Source organism: Modestobacter sp. SYSU DS0290 (assembly GCF_054050955.1).
Window position 1 is genome coordinate 158,648 of the sequence record NZ_JBJHAI010000005.1, and the last position, 18,433, is coordinate 177,080.

At 76.4% G+C, this 18,433-nt stretch carries 17 protein-coding genes and 1 riboswitch; of the genes, 8 read left to right on the forward strand and 9 right to left on the reverse strand.

Annotated elements, in window-relative coordinates; translation table 11 throughout:
* The first annotated feature begins 22 nt into the window (after nucleotides 1-22).
* Entirely contained in the window at nucleotides 23-3,310 is a 3,288-nt protein-coding gene (locus ACI795_RS07210) for a DEAD/DEAH box helicase (RefSeq protein WP_457074733.1), read from the forward strand.
* Nucleotides 3,311-3,417: 107 nt separating this feature from the next.
* Here the strand turns inward: ACI795_RS07210 and ACI795_RS07215 are convergent, their stop codons facing one another.
* From ACI795_RS07215 to ACI795_RS07230, 4 genes are read right to left on the reverse strand one after another with little or no spacing between them, the layout of a single operon-like run.
* Nucleotides 3,418-3,831, reverse strand: coding sequence for a VOC family protein (locus ACI795_RS07215; protein ID WP_457074734.1), 414 nt, complete (start codon nucleotides 3,829-3,831; stop codon nucleotides 3,418-3,420).
* A 4-nt stretch (nucleotides 3,832-3,835) separates the two neighbouring features.
* Complete coding sequence (locus ACI795_RS07220; protein ID WP_457074735.1) at nucleotides 3,836-4,681, reverse strand: helix-turn-helix domain-containing protein; 846 nt, start codon at nucleotides 4,679-4,681, stop codon at nucleotides 3,836-3,838.
* Nucleotides 4,682-4,720: 39 nt separating this feature from the next.
* Nucleotides 4,721-6,448, reverse strand: a complete 1,728-nt coding sequence (bluB, locus tag ACI795_RS07225) for a 5,6-dimethylbenzimidazole synthase (protein ID WP_457074736.1) — start codon at nucleotides 6,446-6,448, stop codon at nucleotides 4,721-4,723.
* A complete protein-coding gene (locus tag ACI795_RS07230; protein ID WP_457074739.1) occupies nucleotides 6,445-7,278 on the reverse strand; it encodes an alpha/beta fold hydrolase in 834 nt (277 codons plus the stop codon). The genes bluB and ACI795_RS07230 overlap by 4 nt, the downstream gene beginning before the upstream one ends.
* 108 nt (nucleotides 7,279-7,386) lie before the next feature.
* Here ACI795_RS07230 and ACI795_RS07235 point away from each other — a divergent pair, with 108 nt between their 5' ends.
* Nucleotides 7,387-9,165 carry a helicase gene (locus ACI795_RS07235; protein WP_457074740.1) on the forward strand — a complete coding sequence of 593 codons (1,779 nt, stop codon included), beginning with the start codon at nucleotides 7,387-7,389 and terminating at the stop codon, nucleotides 9,163-9,165.
* Nucleotides 9,166-9,172: 7 nt separating this feature from the next.
* Here ACI795_RS07235 and ACI795_RS07240 read toward each other — a convergent pair whose 3' ends face one another.
* The 3 genes from ACI795_RS07240 to ACI795_RS07250 form a co-directional block, all read right to left on the reverse strand.
* The gene (locus ACI795_RS07240) at nucleotides 9,173-10,561 is read right to left on the reverse strand and encodes a LamG-like jellyroll fold domain-containing protein (protein ID WP_457074741.1); all 1,389 of its coding nucleotides are present in this window, start codon (nucleotides 10,559-10,561) and stop codon (nucleotides 9,173-9,175) included.
* Nucleotides 10,562-10,584: 23 nt separating this feature from the next.
* Nucleotides 10,585-11,130: a hypothetical protein gene (locus ACI795_RS07245; protein WP_457074742.1), complete on the reverse strand. Its 546-nt coding sequence runs from the start codon at nucleotides 11,128-11,130 to the stop codon at nucleotides 10,585-10,587.
* A gap of 244 nt (nucleotides 11,131-11,374) precedes the next feature.
* A complete protein-coding gene (locus ACI795_RS07250) occupies nucleotides 11,375-11,827 on the reverse strand; it encodes a GNAT family N-acetyltransferase (RefSeq protein WP_457074744.1) in 453 nt (150 codons plus the stop codon).
* 58 nt (nucleotides 11,828-11,885) lie between these two features.
* Nucleotides 11,886-11,978: riboswitch (TPP riboswitch) on the forward strand.
* Between ACI795_RS07250 and thiM the strand changes: the two genes are divergently transcribed.
* From thiM to thiD, 3 genes are all read left to right on the forward strand, one after another.
* A complete protein-coding gene (gene thiM, locus ACI795_RS07255) occupies nucleotides 11,970-12,764 on the forward strand; it encodes a hydroxyethylthiazole kinase (protein ID WP_457074746.1) in 795 nt (264 codons plus the stop codon). It overlaps the preceding riboswitch by 9 nt.
* Complete coding sequence (thiE, locus tag ACI795_RS07260) at nucleotides 12,764-13,423, forward strand: thiamine phosphate synthase (RefSeq protein ID WP_457074749.1); 660 nt, start codon at nucleotides 12,764-12,766, stop codon at nucleotides 13,421-13,423. The genes thiM and thiE overlap by 1 nt, the downstream gene beginning before the upstream one ends.
* The gene (gene thiD, locus ACI795_RS07265; protein WP_457074750.1) at nucleotides 13,420-14,238 is read left to right on the forward strand and encodes a bifunctional hydroxymethylpyrimidine kinase/phosphomethylpyrimidine kinase; all 819 of its coding nucleotides are present in this window, start codon (nucleotides 13,420-13,422) and stop codon (nucleotides 14,236-14,238) included. The genes thiE and thiD overlap by 4 nt, the downstream gene beginning before the upstream one ends.
* A gap of 25 nt (nucleotides 14,239-14,263) precedes the next feature.
* On the opposite strand, the gene ACI795_RS07270 is transcribed toward thiD, so the two are convergent.
* Nucleotides 14,264-15,205, reverse strand: a complete 942-nt coding sequence (locus ACI795_RS07270) for a tetratricopeptide repeat protein (RefSeq protein ID WP_457074752.1) — start codon at nucleotides 15,203-15,205, stop codon at nucleotides 14,264-14,266.
* A 164-nt stretch (nucleotides 15,206-15,369) separates the two neighbouring features.
* The gene (locus ACI795_RS07275; RefSeq protein ID WP_457074755.1) at nucleotides 15,370-16,713 is read right to left on the reverse strand and encodes a DNA polymerase IV; all 1,344 of its coding nucleotides are present in this window, start codon (nucleotides 16,711-16,713) and stop codon (nucleotides 15,370-15,372) included.
* A gap of 110 nt (nucleotides 16,714-16,823) precedes the next feature.
* Here ACI795_RS07275 and ACI795_RS07280 point away from each other — a divergent pair, with 110 nt between their 5' ends.
* Genes ACI795_RS07280 through ACI795_RS07290 form a run of 3 tightly spaced genes read left to right on the forward strand, consistent with a single transcriptional unit; the run spans nucleotide 16,824 to nucleotide 18,417 of the window.
* Nucleotides 16,824-17,414, forward strand: a complete 591-nt coding sequence (locus ACI795_RS07280) for a class I SAM-dependent methyltransferase (RefSeq protein WP_457074756.1) — start codon at nucleotides 16,824-16,826, stop codon at nucleotides 17,412-17,414.
* 9 nt (nucleotides 17,415-17,423) lie between these two features.
* Nucleotides 17,424-17,882: a cupin domain-containing protein gene (locus ACI795_RS07285; protein WP_457074757.1), complete on the forward strand. Its 459-nt coding sequence runs from the start codon at nucleotides 17,424-17,426 to the stop codon at nucleotides 17,880-17,882.
* A gap of 4 nt (nucleotides 17,883-17,886) precedes the next feature.
* Nucleotides 17,887-18,417: a DUF488 domain-containing protein gene (locus ACI795_RS07290; RefSeq protein WP_457074759.1), complete on the forward strand. Its 531-nt coding sequence runs from the start codon at nucleotides 17,887-17,889 to the stop codon at nucleotides 18,415-18,417.
* The last annotated feature ends 16 nt before the right edge of the window (nucleotides 18,418-18,433 follow it).

Below are 18,433 nucleotides of genomic sequence, written 5' to 3' on the forward strand. Positions count from 1 at the left end.
TGGTCCGCCGTAGCCTGGTCGGGTGCTCGGGGACTGGCGGGAGATGGTCACCGATGCGGCGCTCTCCGAGGCGGTGGGGCCCGACGTGCTGGACCGGGCCCGCGCGTACCTGGCCCGCGGGGTCCTCGACGTCCGGGTGGCCGAGGACGCCCGCCGGCTGACCGGGCTGGTCCAGGGCGGCGCACCCGCGCCCTACCGGACGACGGTGGTGCGCACCGAGGGCGGCCGGGTGGGCTGGGCCGCGGCCTGCACCTGCCCGGTGGGCGACGACTGCAAGCACGCGGTGGCCGTGCTGCTGCACCTGCGGCCGGACATCCAGCGTGCACCGGGCGGGTCGCGGCCGGCGCCCCCGGCTGCGCGGACCTGGGAGCAGGAGCTCGCCGAGCTGGTCACCGCCACCGGCCGCCCGACCCCGGCCACCGTGCCGATCGCGCTGCAGTTCGAGCTGGTCGAGCCCGAGCCCGGCCGGGGGCGCTCGTCGGTCGCCGCGCCGGGCACCCGGCAGCGGCTGATCCGGCTGCGGCCGGTGGTGCCCGGCAAGCGTGGCCAGTGGGTGCGCAGCGGCGTCTCCTGGCGGCAGCTGCAGTACGACAGCACGCATGCCGGCTGGGACCCCGCGCACCTCGCCGCGATGCGCGCGCTGCACGCCACCCACCAGGCGGCCCGCAACCAGTACTGGTCCTACGCCCCGGCCGACGTGTACCTGCACGAGTTCGGCCCCGGGCTGTGGCGGCTGCTCGCCGAGGCCGTGGCCGACGGCGTCCCGCTGGTCACCGCCGACCGGTCGGCCCGGCCGGTGGTGCTGGCGCAGGCGCCTGCCGACGTCGCCGTCGACCTGCGCCGCGACGGTGGGCGCGCCGAGCTGTCCGCGGTGCTCCGGGTCGACGGCCGCACCGCCGACCCCGGCCGGCTGTCCTTCCTGGGCATGCCCCCGCACGGCGTCTCGGTGGAGGGTCCCGCCGGCGGCGACGCCGACGTGCCCGGCCTCGTGCTGGCCCGCCTCGACCGGCCCGTGCCGCCCGTGCTGGCCGGGCTGGTGGCCCGCGGCGGCGCGATCGACATCCCACCCGGCGACGTCGACCGGTTCCTGCGCGACTGGTACCCGGGGCTGCGGCAGGCGGTCCCGGTCATCTCCGGCGACGGCTCCGTCGAGCTCCCGGACGTCCCCCGGCCGCGGCTGGCCGCCGAGGTCCGCTACCCCGGTGACGCGACGGTCGCCGTGACGTGGTCGGTGCGCTACGGCACCGGCCGGTCCTTCCCGCTGCCCGCCGCCGAGCAGGCCGCCGTCCCCGGCGACGGACGCGACCACCCGGCCGAGCAGCAGCTGCTGGACGAGCTGCCCGAGCAGGTCGCCGCGCTCCCCGAGCTGTGGACGCCGGAGCGCCGGCTGGCCGAGACCGTGGAGCTGGCCGGGACAGAGGCCCTGGAGTTCACCACCGAGGTGCTGCCCGCCCTGCACGCCGCAGCCGACGTCGACGTCACGGTGGTGGGCACACCGACCGCCTACCGGCAGACCACCTCGGCGCCGCAGATCAGCTTCGCCGCCCGGGACACCGGGGAGTCCGACTGGTTCGACCTCGGCGTCACCGTGACGATGGACGGCCAGAGCGTGCCGTTCGAGACCCTCTACAAGGCGCTCGCCGCCGGCCGCACCCGGCTGGTGCTGCTGAGCGGCACCTACTTCTCCTTGCAGCGCCCGGAGTTCGAGCAGCTGCGGCTGCTCATCGAGGAGGCCCGCGAGCTGCGCGACGTGCCCGGCGACGGCGTGCAGGTCAGCCGCTTCGACGCCGGGCTGTGGGAGCAGCTGCTGGGCCTGGGCGTCGTCGACGCGCAGAGCGAGCGCTGGACCCGCGAGGTGCGCGGCCTGCTCGACATCGAGCGCGCCGAGCCGCCGCCGGCCCCGGCCGGCCTGGCCGCCGAGCTGCGCCCCTACCAGCTGGAGGGCTACGGCTGGCTGTCCTTCCTGTGGGACCACGGGCTCGGCGGGGTGCTCGCCGACGACATGGGACTGGGCAAGACGCTGCAGACCCTGGCGCTGCTGGTGCGCGCCCACGAGGCCGGTGAGCTGGACGCCGCCCCGGTGCTGGTGGTGGCGCCGACCAGCGTGGTCTCCACCTGGGCCCGGGAGGCGGCCCGGTTCGCCCCCGGCCTGCGGGTGGTCACGGTGACCGGGACCGAGCGCAAGCGCGGCACCCCGCTGGCCGAGCAGGTGGCCGGCGCGCACGTCGTCGTCACCTCCTACGCGCTGCTGCGCATCGACGACGACGCGTGGACCGCGCTGCCCTGGCGCGGGGTGGTGCTGGACGAGGCGCAGTTCGTGAAGAACCACCAGGCCCGCACCTACCAGTGCGCCCGCCTGCTGCAGGCGCCGGTGAAGCTGGCGCTGACCGGCACCCCGCTGGAGAACAGCGTGATGGACCTGTGGGCGCTGATGTCCATCGTCGCCCCCGGGCTCTTCCCCGACCCGCAGCGGTTCACCGAGCAGTACCGGGTGCCCATCGAGCGGGACAGCGACGCGGAGAAGCTGGCCGCGCTGCGCCGGCGGATCCGCCCGCTGGTGCGCCGCCGGACCAAGGAGATGGTCGCCGCAGACCTGCCCGCCAAGCAGGAGCAGGTGCTCGAGGTGGTGCTCAACCCGCGGCACGAGAAGCTGTACCAGACCCACCTGCAGCGCGAGCGGAGCAAGGTCCTCGGCCTGGTCGAGGACATGTCGAAGAACCGGATGACGATCTTCCGGTCGCTGACCCTGCTGCGGCAGCTCAGCCTCGACCCGGCGCTGGTCGACCCGGCCTACGCCGACGTCGCCTCCAGCAAGGCCGACGCGTTCGTCGAGCACCTGCGCGAGGCGGTCGCCGAGGGCCACCGGGTGCTGGTGTTCAGCCAGTTCACCCGGTTCCTGCGCGGCATCCGCGACCGGCTCACCGCCGAGGGCATCGGCTGGGAGTACCTCGACGGTCGCACCCGGGACCGGGACGCGGTGATCGAGGGCTGGCGCAGCGGAACGGCCCCGGTGTTCCTGATCAGCCTGAAGGCCGGCGGGTTCGGGCTGACCCTCACCGAGGCCGACTACGTGTTCGTGCTGGACCCCTGGTGGAACCCGGCGGCCGAGGCGCAGGCCGTCGACCGGGCGCACCGGATCGGCCAGGACAAGCCGGTGGTGGTCTACCGGCTGGTGTCGGTCGGCACCATCGAGGAGAAGGTCATGGAGCTCAAGGCGCGCAAGCAGGCGCTCTTCTCCCGGGTCGTCGACGACGGTGCGCTCGCCTCCGGGGCGCTCACCGCCGACGACGTCCGGGGCCTGTTCGGCTAGGGCCCCTTCGGCTGGGGCTGTCGACCGGCTCCAGCCGCGTCACCTGACGTGGGGCCGCGTCACGGCGCGGCTCCACGTCAGGTCGAGCGGCTCGACCCTGGTGCTGATCAACCCCGGCGCGATGCGCCCCGGTAGGTGCCGACGCTCCACAGGTTGCCCTCCGGGTCGCGGACGGCGAACTCGCGCCCGCCGTAGCTGGTGTCGTGCAGCTGCTGCACGACCTGCCCGCCGGCGGCGACCACGCGGGCGTGCACCGCGTCGGCGTCGTCGGTGACCAGGTACGCGGCGGCGGTGCCCGGCTGCGCGGGCCACGGGTCGTCGGGCACGTTCCGCACGGAGCCGAGCATCACCCCGCCGCCGGGCGGCCAGGAGAGCTCCGCGTGGGCCACCGTGTCGCCGTCGGCGACGACGAGCGTCTCCTCGAAGCCGAGGGCGTCGACCAGGAAGCGGATCAGGGCGTGGGCGTTGCGGGCCCGGAAGGCCGGCCAGACGGTGGGCGGCGGGGGAGCGGGATCGGTCATGCGCTCAGGATGTCGACACGGCGGACCGGCCGTCTTGGACGTATCCGAACTCCTCGGCCAGCCAGCGCGACGGCGGCAGCCCGGTGAACCGCCGCCACTCGCGGGTCAGGTGCGCCTGGTCGGCGAAGCCACCGGCCGCGGCCAGGCCGGCGAGGTCGAGCGGCCGGCCCGCGCCGGCCCGGGCCTGCAGCGCCCGGCGGGCGCGGGCGAACCGGGCCACCCGGGCCGCCTCCTTGGGGGTCAGCCCGGTCTCGGCGCGGAACCGGGTGAGCAGGTGCCGCTCCGACCAGCCGACCCGCCGGGCCACGTCGGCGACCCGCAGCCGTCCCCCGGAGGCGAGGGTCAGCCGCCACGCCTCGGCGACCTCCGGCGCTGGTGCACCGTCCGGGCGCACCCGGCGGAGCAGCACCTGCTCCAGCGCGGCGAACCGGGCGGGCCAGTCGGGGGCGGCCCGGAAGCGCTCGACCAGCTCGACGCCGTCCGGCCCGAGGACGTCGTCGACCGCGCAGTCCAGGGACGCCAGGGCACCGGCGGGCACCCCGAGCAACCGGCGGGCACCGAGCGGGGTGAGGGCGAGCTGGACGCCGGCCTGGCGGCCGGGGTGGCGGATCAGCGCCGGCGCGGTGTGCAGCCCGCCGACCAGGCCCGCGTAGCTGCCGGGCGCCTGGCGCGGGTCGGGGTGGGCGGCCATCTCCAGCGGGTCGTCGAGCGTGACGACGAACGTGAGCGTGGGGGAGGGCAGGCCGCGGTGCAGACCCGGCGCCAGCCCGTCCTGCCGGTACCCGGTGGCCTCGGCGACCAGCCCGTGCAGCGCCGGGTGCGGCCGGTGCCCGACCCACTCGCTGACCATCGCGTCAGGATGGCCCTGCGGACCCGGCCGGTCCAGGGGTCAGCGGTCGACGCGGGCGGTCTGCCGGCGCAGCACCAGCCCTTGCCGCAGCAGCCCGGCGGCGAGCACCGCGCCGACCCCCTCACCGGCGCGCAGCCGCAGGTCCAGCAGCGGCTCGACGCCGAGCGCGTGCAGCACGAGCTCGTGCCCGCGTTCCCGGCTGCGCTGCCCGGCCACCAGCGACGACTGGGCGGCCGGCTCGAGCCCGACGGCGACGAGCGCGGCCACCGAGGTGGCGAACCCGTCGACGACGACGACCGCGCCGGCCTCGGCCGCCCCCAGCACGGCGCCGGCGAGGACGGCGAGCTCCGGGCCGCCGAGCTCGGCCAGCGCGGTGCGCGGGTCGAGCCGGGCGCCGGCCCGGTCCAGCGCGGCGGCGACCACCGCGCGCTTGCGCTCGACCATCGCCGAGTCGGCGCCCGCGCCCAGCCCGACGACCTCGGCCGGGCCGAGCCCGAGCAGCCCGGCGGCCAGCGCCGCGGCGACCGTGGTGTTGCCGACGCCGACCTCGCCCAGCGCCACCAGCCCGGTCGCCCGCCCGTGCTCGGCGCCCAGCCGGCGGCCGGCGGCGAGCAGCGCAGCGGTGTCGTCGGCGGTCATCGCCGGGCCGGTCGCCAGATCCCCGCGCGCCCCGGCCGGCCGGACGGCGAGCGCCCCGGGCACCGCCGTCCCCCGCACCCCGGCGTCCACCACCACGACGTCGAGCCCGGCCGACCGGGCGGCGGTCGCACCCAGCGCCTGCCCGGCGACGGCGGCCTCGGCGATGTCCCGGGTGGTGGCCACGGGAAACGCGGAGACGTGGTGGCCGGTGACCGGGTGGTCGGCCGCGGCGAGCAGCAGCGTGCCGCCGGGCAGCTCGGTGCGGCCCAGCGCGACGGCCCGGTCGACGGCCCGGTCGAGCACGCCCAGCGACCCGGGCGGGGTGAGCAGCCGGTCGGCCTGGTCGCGGGCGCCGACGACCGCGGCCGGCGCCGGGCTGCGGAGCCGGTTCGGCGGCGGCGCGGGGTCGGCGGCCGGCCAGCGGTCGGTGAGGACGACGTCGTCCAGCGGCTGCCGGCGGGACCAGCCGGCCCGCTCCAGCCCCGGTGCCGGCGGCCGCTCGTCGGGCCAGCCCAGGCACAGCCAGCCCAGGGTGACCACCCCCTCGGGCAGGCCGAGCAGCTCCGCGAGCTCCTCGGGGCGGAACAGCGTCACCCAGCCCAGGCCCAGCCCCTCGGCGCGAGCGGCCAGCCACAGGTTCTGGATCGCGGCGGCGCAGCTCCACAGGTCGGCGTCGGGGAAGGTGGCGCGACCGAGCACGCCGGCGGCCGGCGTGCGCCGGTCACAGCAGACGACGACGCCCAGCGGCGCCTCGCGCACGCCCTCCAGCTGCAGGTCCAGCAACCGGGCGCCGGCCTCGGGCTCCAGCTGGGCGGCCTGGCGGAGCCGCTCCCGGTCGGTGAGCACGGCGGCCCGGTCCCGGATCGCCGGGTCGCGCACGACGACGAACCGCCAGGGCTGGCTGTGCCCGACGCTGGGCGCGGCGTGCGCGGCGCCCAGCACCCGGGCGAGCACGTCCTCGGGCACCGGGTCGGGCCGGTAGCGGCGGACGTCCCGCCGGGCGCCGATGGCGCGGTAGACCCCCGCCCGGTCGGGGTCGGGGAGCGCCCAGCCGGTGGGGTCGGCGGCGCGCTCGGAGGCGGCGCTGTCGTCGCCGATCAGCGGCACCGGCCGTGGCCAGGTGGTCATCGCTCGACCTGGGCCAGGAACCGGCGGACGGTCTCCAGGAACACCTCGGGCTGCTCGGAGTGCACCCAGTGCCCGGCGTTCTTCACCCGCACCAGCCGGGTCGAGGGGAACAGCGCGTCCATCCGCGGGCGGTCCTCGTCGAGCACGTAGTGCGAGTTGGCGCCGGCGATCCAGAGCACCGGGCCGTCGTAGTGCGCGCCCGGCTCCGGCTCGGGGAACCGGCGCAGCTCGCCCAGGTCGCGGGCGAGGGTCTCCAGGTTCAGTCGCCACCTCCAGCCTTCCTGGCCGTCGCGGACCAGGCTCTGCAGCAGGAAGCCCCGGACCATCGTGCTGGGCACCGCCTCGCGCAGCGCCCGGTCGGCGTCCTCCCGGGTCTCCAGCGCGTCGATGTCGACCGCCTGCATCGCGGCGATGAACGCGGCGAACGGGGAGGCCTCCTCGTCCGGGTCCTCGGTGCGCCCGCCGGTCTCCGGGTAGTCGACCGGCGCGATGTCGACGACGACGAGCGCGCGCAGCAGCTCCGGCCAGCGCAGCGCCAGCTGCATCGCGACCTTGCCGCCCATGGAGTGCCCCACCAGGGTCACCGGGTCGCCGAGCAGGGCGAGCTCGGCGGCGACGAACTCGGCCATGTCGCCGTAGTCGACCCGGTCGGTCCACGGCGAGTGCCCGTGGTTGGGCAGGTCGAGCAGCGTGACCCGGTGGCCGTCGTCGGCCAGGGCCTTGGCGATCGTCGTCCAGTTGCGCCCCTGGCCGAAGAGACCGTGCACGAACACCACCCGCGGCCCGGTGTCGCCGAGCGTGCGGGCCGCCAGCCGGTTCGGGTCGGTCATGCCCCGATCCCATCAGATGAGCCCACCCCCATGTCACTGCACCGGATCGTCGGTGCCCGCACCTACCGTCGACGCGCTCACCTGCACCACCGCTGCGAGGAGATCCCCGTGCCCGGACGCCGCCGGCGTGCCACCAGCACCACCGCCCGGACGACGGCCGCCCGCAAGGCCGCGCCGGCGCGGAAGGCGGCGCCGAGCCGCCGGGCAGCGCCCGCGCGAAAGGCGGCGCCCGAGCTGCCGGTGGCCGGGCCGGGGGAGCGGGTCTGGGTGCTCGCCGTCCCCTTCCGGGCCCCCGCGCCCGGGGCGAGCTGGCACGCCGGGCTCTCCGCGCACGTGTACGTCGGCGCGCGCCTGCCCGCGGCGCTGCAGCCCTACGCGCCGCCGCCGTACAGCCTGGAGCGGTACCTGGAGGAGGAGCTCAACGCCACCCCTCGGCCGCTTCCGGCGGCCCGGCCGATGACGCCGCGGGAGCAGCAGGTCACCGGCGCGGCGGTGATCGCGGCGCACGCGGCCGCCGGCGGGCGGATGTTCCTCCTCGGGGACGACCCCGGCGTCGGCAAGACCGGCACCGCCGTCCTCGCCGTCCGGCAGATCGCTGTGCAGCGGGCCGGCCAGCAGCGGCCGGTCCGTCGGGTGCTCGTCATCGCCGACCGGCCGGCGGCGATCACCGTGCCGCACTGGGCGCGGTCGATCGGCGGGTTCGGCGACGGCGGCCTGCGCTGGTGCGTGACCACCTGGGACCGGCTGGGCAAGGTGGCCGCCGCGGTCAAGGCGACCGGGCACGGCTTCGACGTGGTCGTCGCCGACGAGGCGCACATGGTGCGGCACACGACCACCCAGCGGTGGAAGCACTGGAAGGCCGTCTCCGGCAGCGGCCGGGTCAAGGACGCCCCGTTCGTGCTGCTGGCGACGGCGACGCCGGCGCACACCCCGCTGGAGCTGCCCTACCTGGCGCCGCACTTCGCCGCGCTGCACGGCGAGCCGCTGCGGGAGTGGGCCGACCTGCCGAGCCGGCTCGCAGCGCACGGGTTCCACGTGGAACGAAGCCGCTACGGCTGGGCGTGGACCGAGGACGCCGACGAGCGCCGCGCCGACCTCGCCCGGCTGCGCAGCTGGCTCGCCGACACCGACCCGCCGGCCACGCTGCACCGGCCCGCGCCGTGGGGACCGGTGAGCGTCACCGGCACGCCGGTGGAGCTGACCCCGGCCGAGCGCGCGCAGTACGAGGCGGAGTGGTCGGAGTTCCGCGCCGAGATGCAGCTGGCCCGCCGGAAGCGGGAGACCGCCCGCGGCCGCGCCGCCCTGCTCCGGTTCCGGCAGAAGGCCGGGCTGATCCGGGCCGCGGCCACCGTCGACTGGGTGCGGGCGCAGGTGGAGGCCGGCCGGCAGGTCGCCGTCTCGGTGGAGTTCGTGGAGACCGCCGCGGATCCGATCCGCGAGGCGCTGCTGGACGGCGGGATCGCGGTCGCCGGGATCTACGGCCGGGACCGCTTCGACGTGGAGGCCGAGCGGCTGCGCTTCCAGACCGGCGAGGCCCCGGTGTGCGTCTTCACCGTGACCGCCTCGATCAGCCTGCACGCCGGTGAGCTGCTGCCCGGCGGCCTCGTCGCCTCGACCACCCCGCGGGTCGGGCTGTTCCACCAGCCCCGGTTCTCCGGCATCGCCGCCCGGCAGGTCACCGGACGCACCCACCGCGACCACCAGGTGTCGCCGTGGCGGGTCGCCTTCGCCTCGGACACCGTCGAGGAGGACGTCGCCCGGGTGATGGTCGAGCGGCTGGCGGTCACCGGCTCGACGGCGGGCGGGGACACCGCCGGCCTGCAGCAGATCGCCGAGCTGCTGGACGCCGACTGGCTGCCGTCCGCCTCGCTGACCGGCTGCGACTGACCGGAAGTCAGCTGCCGGCGGCGTACTGCTCGGCGACCTGGTCCGCCGAGAGCGCAACGAGGTGGAGGCTGACGTGTGCGATCGAACCGCGGAACGACTCGCTGCGCGGCTTGGCGTCCCACGCGGAGCCGATCGAGTCGTAGCCCACTCGCCAGTAGCCGATGTAGGGCTCGGCGGAGGTCGTCGACGTCCGACTGGCCTGGAGTGCTCCGTCCACGTAGAGCCGCAGGCCGGTGGTCGGGGAGAACGTCGCGGTCATCAGGTGCCACGCGCCGTCGTTGTAGGCCTGGTCCGTCGTCACCTTCTCCACCTGGCCGGAGTAGACACCGAAGGTCAGCTTGCCCGAGTTGGTCATGTAGACGTGCCGGTCGTGTTGCCCCGAGGCAGCGCCGTTCGCGCCGGTACCGAAGCCGATCAGCTTCCCGCCGTCGGTCGTGGTGGTGGAGAACCACAGCTGCACCGAGAAGGTCTGCGGGTTGTTCATCGCGTAGGTGGTGTACATCTGGTCGTTGACGCCGTCGAAGCTCATCGCCCGGGTGCCGTCGGCACCGCACTTCCGGGGGCCCGCGGAGACCGGCGTCGGCCCGCCGCGGTAGGTGCCGTTGGCGTAGGCGCCGGCGGTCCCACCGTTGTAGGCGGTGGTCCCGCCGGTCTCCTGGAAGCCGAAGTACCCGGGCGCACCCGCCGCGACCGACGCGCAGGTCACGTCCCGGCCGACGCTGAAGGTGTTGACGTGGTTCGCGGTGCTGGCCGTGAACACCGCCCCGGAGGTGCCGGGCAGCCCGGCGAGCAGCAGACCGACGGCGCCGAGGGTGAGGGCACCCCGAGCGGTTCGTCGGGCTGGCCGGCCGAGCCGGCGCGGCGTCCTGCCGTCCGGCCGACCGTCGGAGCGTCCCGGGGCACCCCGGTGCAGCTGTGCCAGCCCGGCCAGCCCGGCCAGCGCGAGGACCGTGCCCGCCACCGGCAGCCACCGTCCCTGGGCGGCCCAGAGCACCGGGAGCCCGAGGTCGGGCAGCCGCAGCACCCCGACGCCGTGCACCGCCGAGGGCATCACCAGCGAGCCGTCCGGCTGCGGGTTCGCGTCGCCCTGCAGCCGCAGGCCACCGTCCTCCACCGCCAGCAGCCGGTGCAGCCGCAGCGCGCCCGGGATGTCGGGGTCGTCGACGAGCAGCACCTGCCCGGGCTGGACCGAGGCCACGTCCACCGGCCGGACCAGTGCCACGTCGCCGGGCTGCACGCCCGGTGCCATGGAGCCGGAGAGCACCACGGTGGACTGCCAGCCGGCCACGGCCGGCGCCACCGAGACGAGGACGAGCAGCACCAGGGTGCCCAGCACGGTGCGCGCCAGGACCGTGCCGGCGAGCGCCGTGCGGCTCTGCCGCCAGGTGGCGGTCACCGGCGTGACATCCGGGGAGGCACTCATCGGGACTGGGCCTCCCAGACGAAGGTCACCGTCGCCGACCCGCCCTGCACCCTGCCCGGGCTGTTGACCGGGAGGGTGTAGGTGATCTCGTAGGTCCGCTGGTCGCCGGCCGGGTCGCCCGACGTCGTCCAGTCGCCCCGGCCGTCGGCCCACCGGTCCGCGGGGAAGGCGGCCAGCGTTCCGTCGTACACCGACGCGTTCGAGCGGAAGCCCGCGCAGTCGGCGTACCCGCCGCCGGTGCCGATCCGGACCGTGAGCCTCAGGGCGTCGGCCAGGCCGTTGGAGTCCGAACGTCCGGTGACGTACATGCGGACGCTCGCCGGCACGGTGCCGGTGGAGGTCACCGTGATGCACCGGGTGCCGGTGCCTCCTCGCTTCAGGTCCGGGATCGTGAACATGGTGCCGCCGGCGTCGTCGGACAGGACCACTGTCCCGGTGCTCACGGTGGGCAGCGCGAGGGCGCCGGTGGTGACGGTGAACCCCGCGTAGGCCGACTGCCACACCAGGGCGGTGGCGAGCACCAGCGCACCGGCCGCGGACATGACCGCCCCCCGTCGCGTCGCGCGACGGCTGGGACGGCGGGGCGTCACCTTCGTCATGCCTGGCTCTCCGGGGCTCCGGGAGGACGGCCGCTCCGGTCACCCCCTGCGGGCCCGAGGCTAGGACCGGGGCGACCGGCGCCGGAAGACCACCCGTCACGGTGCCACTCCACTGGGTGACTGGTCGGGCGGCCATCGGGGCGGCCTGGTGACGCGGTGTCGGCCAGGCCGCCGACTCCACCCCTGCTCAGCCCGGCGCCGCCGGCAGCCGCATCGGCAGGTGCAGGATGCCGTCCTCGTCGTAGTCCGGACCCGACCGGCGGAAGCCGAAGCGCTCGTACCAGCTCTCCAGGTACGCCTGGGCGCCGATGTCGATCGTGCGACCGTCGCACAGCTCGATGCCGCGGCGGATCAGGTCGGCCGACAGCCCGCGGCCACGCGCGCCCACGGCAGTGGCCACCCGGCCGATGGCGCGGTCCTCACCGTTGTGCAGCACCCGGATCGTGGCCAGCACCGTGCCGTCGTCGGCGGCGAACCAGAGGTGCTCGGTGGTCGGCTCGGTGTCGCGGCCGTCGAGCTCCGGATAGGGGCAGGCCTGCTCGACGACGAAGACGTCGACCCGCAGCCGGAGGATCCCGTAGAGCTCGGCCGGTGTCAGCTCGGCGAACGGTGCCTGACGCAGGCGGGGTGTGGCGGTCACCGACCCATGGTCGCAAGCCGCTCCCCGCCGGGTGGCCGCGGTGCGGTGTTAGCGTCGCTGTCCTGACACGGGGTGTCCCGCCGGGACTGAGAACACACCCGTCGAACCTGCTCCAGTTCGCACTGGCGAAGGGATGTCACGCGTGGACGCCAGTTCCCTGCGCACCGCCCGCGAGGCGCTGCGCGACACCGCACCCCTGGTGCACTGCCTCACCAACACCGTGGTCCAGGCGATCACCGCCAACGCGCTGCTCGCCGTGGGCGCGGCCCCGGCGATGGTCGACGACCCGGCCGAGGCCGGCGAGTTCGCCGCCGTCGCCTCCGCGGTGCTGGTCAACGTCGGCACCGTCTCCCAGCGCACGGCCGACGCGATGCGCCTGGCCGCCCGGGCCGCGGGCGAGGCGGGCACTCCGTGGGTGCTCGACCCGGTCGCCGTCGGCGGACTCGGGTTCCGCACCGCGCTCGCCGCCGACCTGGTGGAGCTGCGACCCACCGTGGTCCGCGGCAACGCCTCCGAGGTGCTCGCCCTGGCCGGGGCCGGCGCGGGTGGCCGTGGGGTGGACAGCACCGCCGACCCGGACGACGCGGTGGAGGTCGCCGCGACGCTGGCCCGGCGCACCGGCGGCGTGGTCGCGGTCAGCGGGCCGGTGGACGTCGTCACCGACGGCGAGCGGACGCTGCGCGTCGGCGGTGGTTCGGCACTGCTCACCCGGACGACCGGCGCCGGCTGCGCCCTGGGGGCGCTCACCGCCGCCTACGTCGCCGCCACCGGCGACCCGCTGCTGGGCACCGTCGCCGCCCACGCGCACGTGGCGCTGGCCGCCGAGGTCGCCGCCGACCTCGCCGACGGGCCGGGCACCTTCGCCCCGCAGTGGCTGGACGCCCTCGACGCCATCGACGGCGAGGCGCTCAGCCGCGCCGACGTCCGCACCGCCTGATGCGGCGGGCGTTCGACCCCACCCTCTACCTGGTCACCGACACGCTGCTCTGCGCGCCGCGGTCGGTGCCGGAGGTGGTGGCGGCCGCGGTCGCCGGCGGGGTGACCGCGGTGCAGGTGCGGGACAAGACCGCGAGCCGGCGCGACCTGCTGGCGCTCACCCGCGCGGTGCAGCAGGTCCTCCCGCCGGAGGTGGCGCTGGTGGTCAACGACGCCGTCGACGTGGCGCTGATCGCCGGCGCCGACGGGGTGCACGTCGGGCAGGACGACCTGCCGGCCACCGAGGTGCGGGCGTTGCTCGGCCCGGACGCCGTCCTCGGTGTCTCCGTGGGGGACGACGCCGACCTCACGGAGGTGCTCGCGCTGCCGCGGGGGACCGTGGACCTGGTCGGGCTGAGCCCGGTGTGGGCCACCCCGACCAAGCCCGACGCCGGCACCGGGCTCGGGCTGGCCGGCACCCGCGCACTCGCCGCCCGGGCGCACGCCGGCGGGGTGGCCGCCGTCGCGATCGGTGGCATCTCCGCCGCGAACGCCGCCCAGGTCGCCGCCACCGGGGTCGACGGGGTCTGTGTCGTCTCCGAGATCTGCGCCGCCGCCGACCCCGCGGCCGCCGCCCACGCACTGCGCACCACCCTGACCCGGGAGCTGATCGACCGATGACCGCCGCCGTCGCCCTCACCGTCGCCGGCTCCGACCCCAGCGGCGGGGCCGGCATCCAGGCCGATCTGAAGACCTTCAGCGCGCTGGGCACCTACGGCACCGCGGTGCTCACCGCGCTCACCGCGCAGAACACCCGCGGCGTCACCGGCGTGCACGGCGTCCCGGCGGAGTTCGTCGGGGAGCAGCTGCGCACCCTGTTCGCCGACGTGACGGTGCACGCCACCAAGCTCGGCATGCTCGGCACCGCGGAGGTGGTCCGCGAGGTGGCCGCCGCGCTGGCCGAGCGGCCGGGCGGTCCGGTGGTCTGCGACCCGGTGATGGTGGCGACCAGCGGGGACCGGCTGATCTCGGAGGAGGCGGTCGCCGCCGTGCGCACCGACCTGCTGCCGGTCAGCGACCTGATCACCCCGAACGTGCCGGAGGCCGCGGCGCTGCTGGACGTCGCGCCGGCCACCACGGTGGACGAGCTGCCGGAGCAGGCACGGGCGCTGCTGGCGCTGGGCCCGGCCGCGGTGCTACTCAAGGGTGGGCACCTGGGCGGGGACGAGAGCGTCGACGTGCTGGTCACCGCCGACCGCGTGGTCGAGACCCGGCGCCCGCGGGTGGTGACGACGTCGACCCACGGCACCGGCTGCACGCTCTCCTCGGCGCTGGCAGCGCTGGCCGCCCAGGAGCGGCAGGCGGGACGGCCGGTGGACTGGGCGCCCCTGGTCGACCGGGCCCGGGACTACCTGCAGGCCGCGCTGACCGCGGGGGAGACGCTCGGAGTCGGCTCCGGGCACGGCCCGGTGCACCACTTCGCCGGCTGGTGGTGAGCCTGCCGGTGGCGGACCGGGGGACTCAGCCCTCCGCGTCCAGCAGCTGACGCAGCACCCGGGCGGCCAGCTGGTCGCCCCCCTCGGCGCCGCGCAGCAGCTGCTCGATCGCACCGTCGACGTCGCCCTGGTCCAGCAGCAGGACCCCGAGGTCGTGGTGGCAGTGCAGGTCACCGCCGTCGATGCCGGCCCGGTAGGCGGCCGCGGCGGCGACCGGGTGGTCGAACTCCTCGGCGAGCAGGGTGCCCAGCGGGCGCCAGCTCTCCTCCTCGCCGCGCAGCGCGCCCGCCTCCAGGACGCTCCGCGCCTCCTCCAGCCGCCCGGCGGTGCGCAGCAGGTCGGCCAGGTCGACCCGGGTGGAGGGGTGCAGGTCGGCGCCCGCGCGCAGCTCGTCCTCGAGCGCGGGATCGCGCGTCTCGTCCCAGCGCCAGCACGCCAGCACGGCCCGGGCGGAGGGGTCGCCACCGTCGGCGGCGCGCTGCATCCACGCCTGCGCTGCGGTCAGCTCGCCGTCCTCACGCAGTGACCAGGCCAGCTGCACGGCGGCGTCCAGGTCGCCGAGTTCCGCGCCGCGGCGGAACGTCGTCCGCGCCTCCTCGCGCAGCCCCTGCTCCAGCTGGGCGGCACCCAGCGTGGCCCAGGCCCCGCGGTCGCCGGCGGCCAGTGCCTCGCGGGCCGCCTCCTCGGCGTCGGCCCACCGTTCCACGTGCAACAACGCGATCGCCAGGTTGAGCCAGGCGTCGTCCTCACCGTCGGCCGCGGCCCGCTGGTAGGCCTGCACGGCCTCGTCCCAGCGGCGCAGCTCGGCCAGGCTGTTGCCCAGGTTGAACCAGGCCAGCGCCGAGCCGCGCGCGGCCGCCCGCCCGAACGCGACCGCCGCGCCTGCGTGGTCCCCGGCGTCCGCCAGGTCGCAGCCACGGTTGATGAGGTCGTCGATCTCGGCCTCCGCCGCGCCGTCCCGGGTCATGCGGGCAGTCTGGGGTGGTTCCCGACGCCCCGTCGACCGCCTGTCCCCCGGACTGACCAGTCCGGGGGATCCCGTGGTGCGCGGGCCCCGGGCACTGCCCAGGGCACCGTGCGCGCGGAGCCAGTTCCCCGGCCGGGAACCAACGCGCACCGCACAGTGCTGGCTCAGCCGGTCCAGTCCGGTGGATCGCCCGGGGCCAGGTCCGGGTCGTCGGCGGCCAGGGTGCGGACCGGACCGGGCGCCGTCCGCGGTCCCTCGAAGCGCACCGTGACCCGGTTCAGCCCGCTGCCCCAGACCCAGCCGGACCCCAGCTCGGCGTGGACGACGTCCTGGCCGGGGTACCAGGCCGTCGTCGCCGGCCGGTGCCCGACGGGCTCGGGCACCGGCTCCGGCTCGGGGCCCTCCTCGACCACCGGCGCCGCCGGCTCCGGGTCGCGCACGGCGAACAGGTCACCCTGGGCGTACGGCGACAGCCCGGAGACGCCGACGCCGAGCAGCCGCACCCCGCCGCTGCGGTCGACCCCGGCGAGCAGCCGGTGCGCGACGTCGGCGATCTGCCGCGGCTCGTCGAGGGCGTGCGCCAGCGTCGAGGACCGGGTCAGCGTCGAGTAGTCGAACCGGCGCACCTTGAGCGTGACCGTGCGCCCCGAGGTGCCCGAGCCCTGCAGCCGGGTGCCCACCCGCAGCGCGAGCGCCTCGATCTCCTCGGCCAGCCGAGCGGGGTCGGTCACGTCGCGGGCGAAGGTCTCCTCCGCGCTGACCGACTTCGCCTCCCGGTCGGCGACCACCGGGCGGTCGTCGTCCGCGCGGGCCAGCCGGTACAGGCCGCTGCCGTGCGCCTGGCCCACCAGGCTGGTCAGGTCGACCAGCGACAGCCGGTGCAGCTCCCCGACCGTGGTCACCTTGATGCTGGCCAGCCGCTCGGCGGTGGCCGGCCCCACCCCACCCAGGCTGCGCACCGGCAGCGGGTGCAGCACGGCGAGCTCGGAACCGGGCGGGACGACGGTGAGCCCGTCGGGCTTGTCCAGCTCCGAGCCGATCTTCGCCAGCGACTTGGACGTGGCCACCCCGACCGAGCCGGTGACCCCACCGGTGGCCGCGGCGATGCGGTCCTTCAGGTCTTGGGCGAGGGCGGTGACCCCGGCGACGGACAGGTCGTGCCCGCCGGCGGCCAGGTCGACGTAGGCCTCGTCGATCGACACCGGCTCGACCAGCGGGGACAGCTCCCGCAGCAGCCCCATGACCACCTCCGACGTCCGCCGGTACGCCGGGAAGCGGCTGCCGAGGAACGCGGTGCCCGGTGGGCAGAGCCGGCGGGCCTCCGCGGTCGACATCGCACTGCGGGCACCGAAGGCGCGGGCCTCGTACGAGGCGGTGGAGACCACCCCCCGGCCCCCGGTGCCGCCGACGACCACCGGCCGCCCGCGCAGCGAGGGCTTGTCGCGCTGCTCGACGGCGGCGAAGAAGGCATCGAGGTCCAGGTGCAGAATGCTCGGCTCGCGCCGCACGCCGTCCTCACCTCTCTCGACTGCTGGGAATCCGCCGGCCCGTCGCGGGGCTGGTCCCCCCGGGGACCATCATCACCCGGCCGTCAGCGAGCACGAGGAGCACACGGGAAATGACCGAGCAGAGCCAGTGGGTGGCGATCACGCAGGCCGACCCGGAGCACTCGACGAGGTACGCCGAGCGGTTCCGGACGATGGCCGCCCAGGGCGTCGACCTGGCCGGCGAGGCACGGCTGGTCGACGCCCTGCTGCCGCGCGGCGCTCGGGTGCTGGACGCCGGCTGCGGCCCGGGCCGGGTGGGCGCCTTCCTCGCCGGGGTGGGCCACGAGGTGGTCGGCGTGGACGTCGACCCGGTGCTGATCGCCGCCGCCGAGGCCGACCACCCCGGCCCGCGATGGCTGGTCGGCGATCTGGCCGAGCTGGACCTGCCCGACCGGTTCGACGGCATCGTCTGCGCGGGGAACGTGATGGCCTTCCTGGCCCCCAGCACCCGGCGCACGGTGCTGGAGCGGTTCGGTGCCCACCTGGCCGACGACGGCCGGGCGGCGATCGGCTTCGGCGCCGGCCGGGGGTACGCCTTCGACGAGTTCCTGGACGACGTCCGGACCACCGGGCTCGTGCCCGACCTGCTGCTGTCCACCTGGGACCTGCGGCCCTTCACGCCCGCATCGGACTTCCTGGTGGCGGTGCTGCGGAAGGGGTAGGACGGCGGCATGACCCACCTGCCCGACCCCGCCACGTTCTCCCGCCGGGACGACCAGCCCGGCGCGGGGCGCACCCGGTTCGTCGCCACCGGCGCGCAGACCCGCGGGGACTTCGGGCTCTTCGAGGTGACGATGCCACCCGGCGGCAGCGGGCCGGGGCCGCACCTGCACCGCACGTTCAGCGAGGCGTTCCACGTGCTCGAGGGGTCGCTGGCGGTGCTCGCCAACGGCGAGTGGACGACGGCGCACGCCGGGGACCTGCTGTACGTGCCGCGCTCGGGGGTGCACGCCTTCCGGTCGGTGGGGCCCGACGTCGGTGCCCGGTTCCTCATCCTCTTCACCCCGGGGATCCCGCGGGAGGACTACTTCACCGGGCTGCTCGACCTGCACGCCGGCGGTCGCACGCCGACGACGGCGGAGATCGACGCCTTCGCCCTGCGGCACGACCAGCTCAACCTGCACGACTGAGCCCGTGCCGCTGCTCTCCGTGGGTCACGGGCCCGATGACCGCGCCCGGCTGGGCGACCGGCTGCAGGCCGCCGGGGTGGCCGAGCTGGTCGACGTGCGCCGCTTCCCCGGCAGCCGGGTCAACCCCGACGTCCGGCGGGAGGCGCTGGAGGCGTGGCTGCCGGAGCTGGACGTGGACTACCGCTGGGAGCCCCGGCTGGGCGGCCGGCGCCGGCTGCCCACGGGCGAGCCGGTCGTGGACGACTGGTGGACCGTGGCGCAGTTCGCGGCCTATGCGGCGCACACCCGCACGCCGGAGTTCGCCGCCGCACTGGACGAGGTCCTCGCCGCCGCCGGCGACCGGGTCGTCGCGCTGATGTGCAGCGAGAGCGTGTGGTGGCGGTGCCACCGGCGGCTCGTCGCCGACGTGACCGTCCTGGCGCACGGTGCAGCCGTGCACCACCTGATGCCCGACGGCCGGCTGGCGCCGCACCGGCCGGCGGAGGGCGCGGTGCTCGGGGACGACGGCGCGGTGCGCTGGCCGGCCCGGCCGTGACCGGGCCGGCCAGCGC

What these genes read in the sequence shown, in the direction of transcription:
- thiD (WP_457074750.1), top strand. Translation starts at nt 13,420, where the DNA reads ATGACCGCCGCCGTCGCCCTCACCGTCGCCGGCTCCGACCCCAGCGGC.
- ACI795_RS07285 (WP_457074757.1), top strand. Translation starts at nt 17,424, where the DNA reads ATGACCCACCTGCCCGACCCCGCCACGTTCTCCCGCCGGGACGACCAG.
- ACI795_RS07270 (WP_457074752.1), bottom strand. Translation starts at nt 15,205, where the DNA reads ATGACCCGGGACGGCGCGGCGGAGGCCGAGATCGACGACCTCATCAAC.
- thiE (WP_457074749.1), top strand. Translation starts at nt 12,764, where the DNA reads ATGCGGCGGGCGTTCGACCCCACCCTCTACCTGGTCACCGACACGCTG.
- bluB (WP_457074736.1), bottom strand. Translation starts at nt 6,448, where the DNA reads ATGACCACCTGGCCACGGCCGGTGCCGCTGATCGGCGACGACAGCGCC.
- ACI795_RS07220 (WP_457074735.1), bottom strand. Translation starts at nt 4,681, where the DNA reads ATGGTCAGCGAGTGGGTCGGGCACCGGCCGCACCCGGCGCTGCACGGG.
- ACI795_RS07245 (WP_457074742.1), bottom strand. Translation starts at nt 11,130, where the DNA reads ATGTCCGCGGCCGGTGCGCTGGTGCTCGCCACCGCCCTGGTGTGGCAG.
- ACI795_RS07215 (WP_457074734.1), bottom strand. Translation starts at nt 3,831, where the DNA reads ATGACCGATCCCGCTCCCCCGCCGCCCACCGTCTGGCCGGCCTTCCGG.
- ACI795_RS07280 (WP_457074756.1), top strand. Translation starts at nt 16,824, where the DNA reads ATGACCGAGCAGAGCCAGTGGGTGGCGATCACGCAGGCCGACCCGGAG.
- ACI795_RS07230 (WP_457074739.1), bottom strand. Translation starts at nt 7,278, where the DNA reads ATGACCGACCCGAACCGGCTGGCGGCCCGCACGCTCGGCGACACCGGG.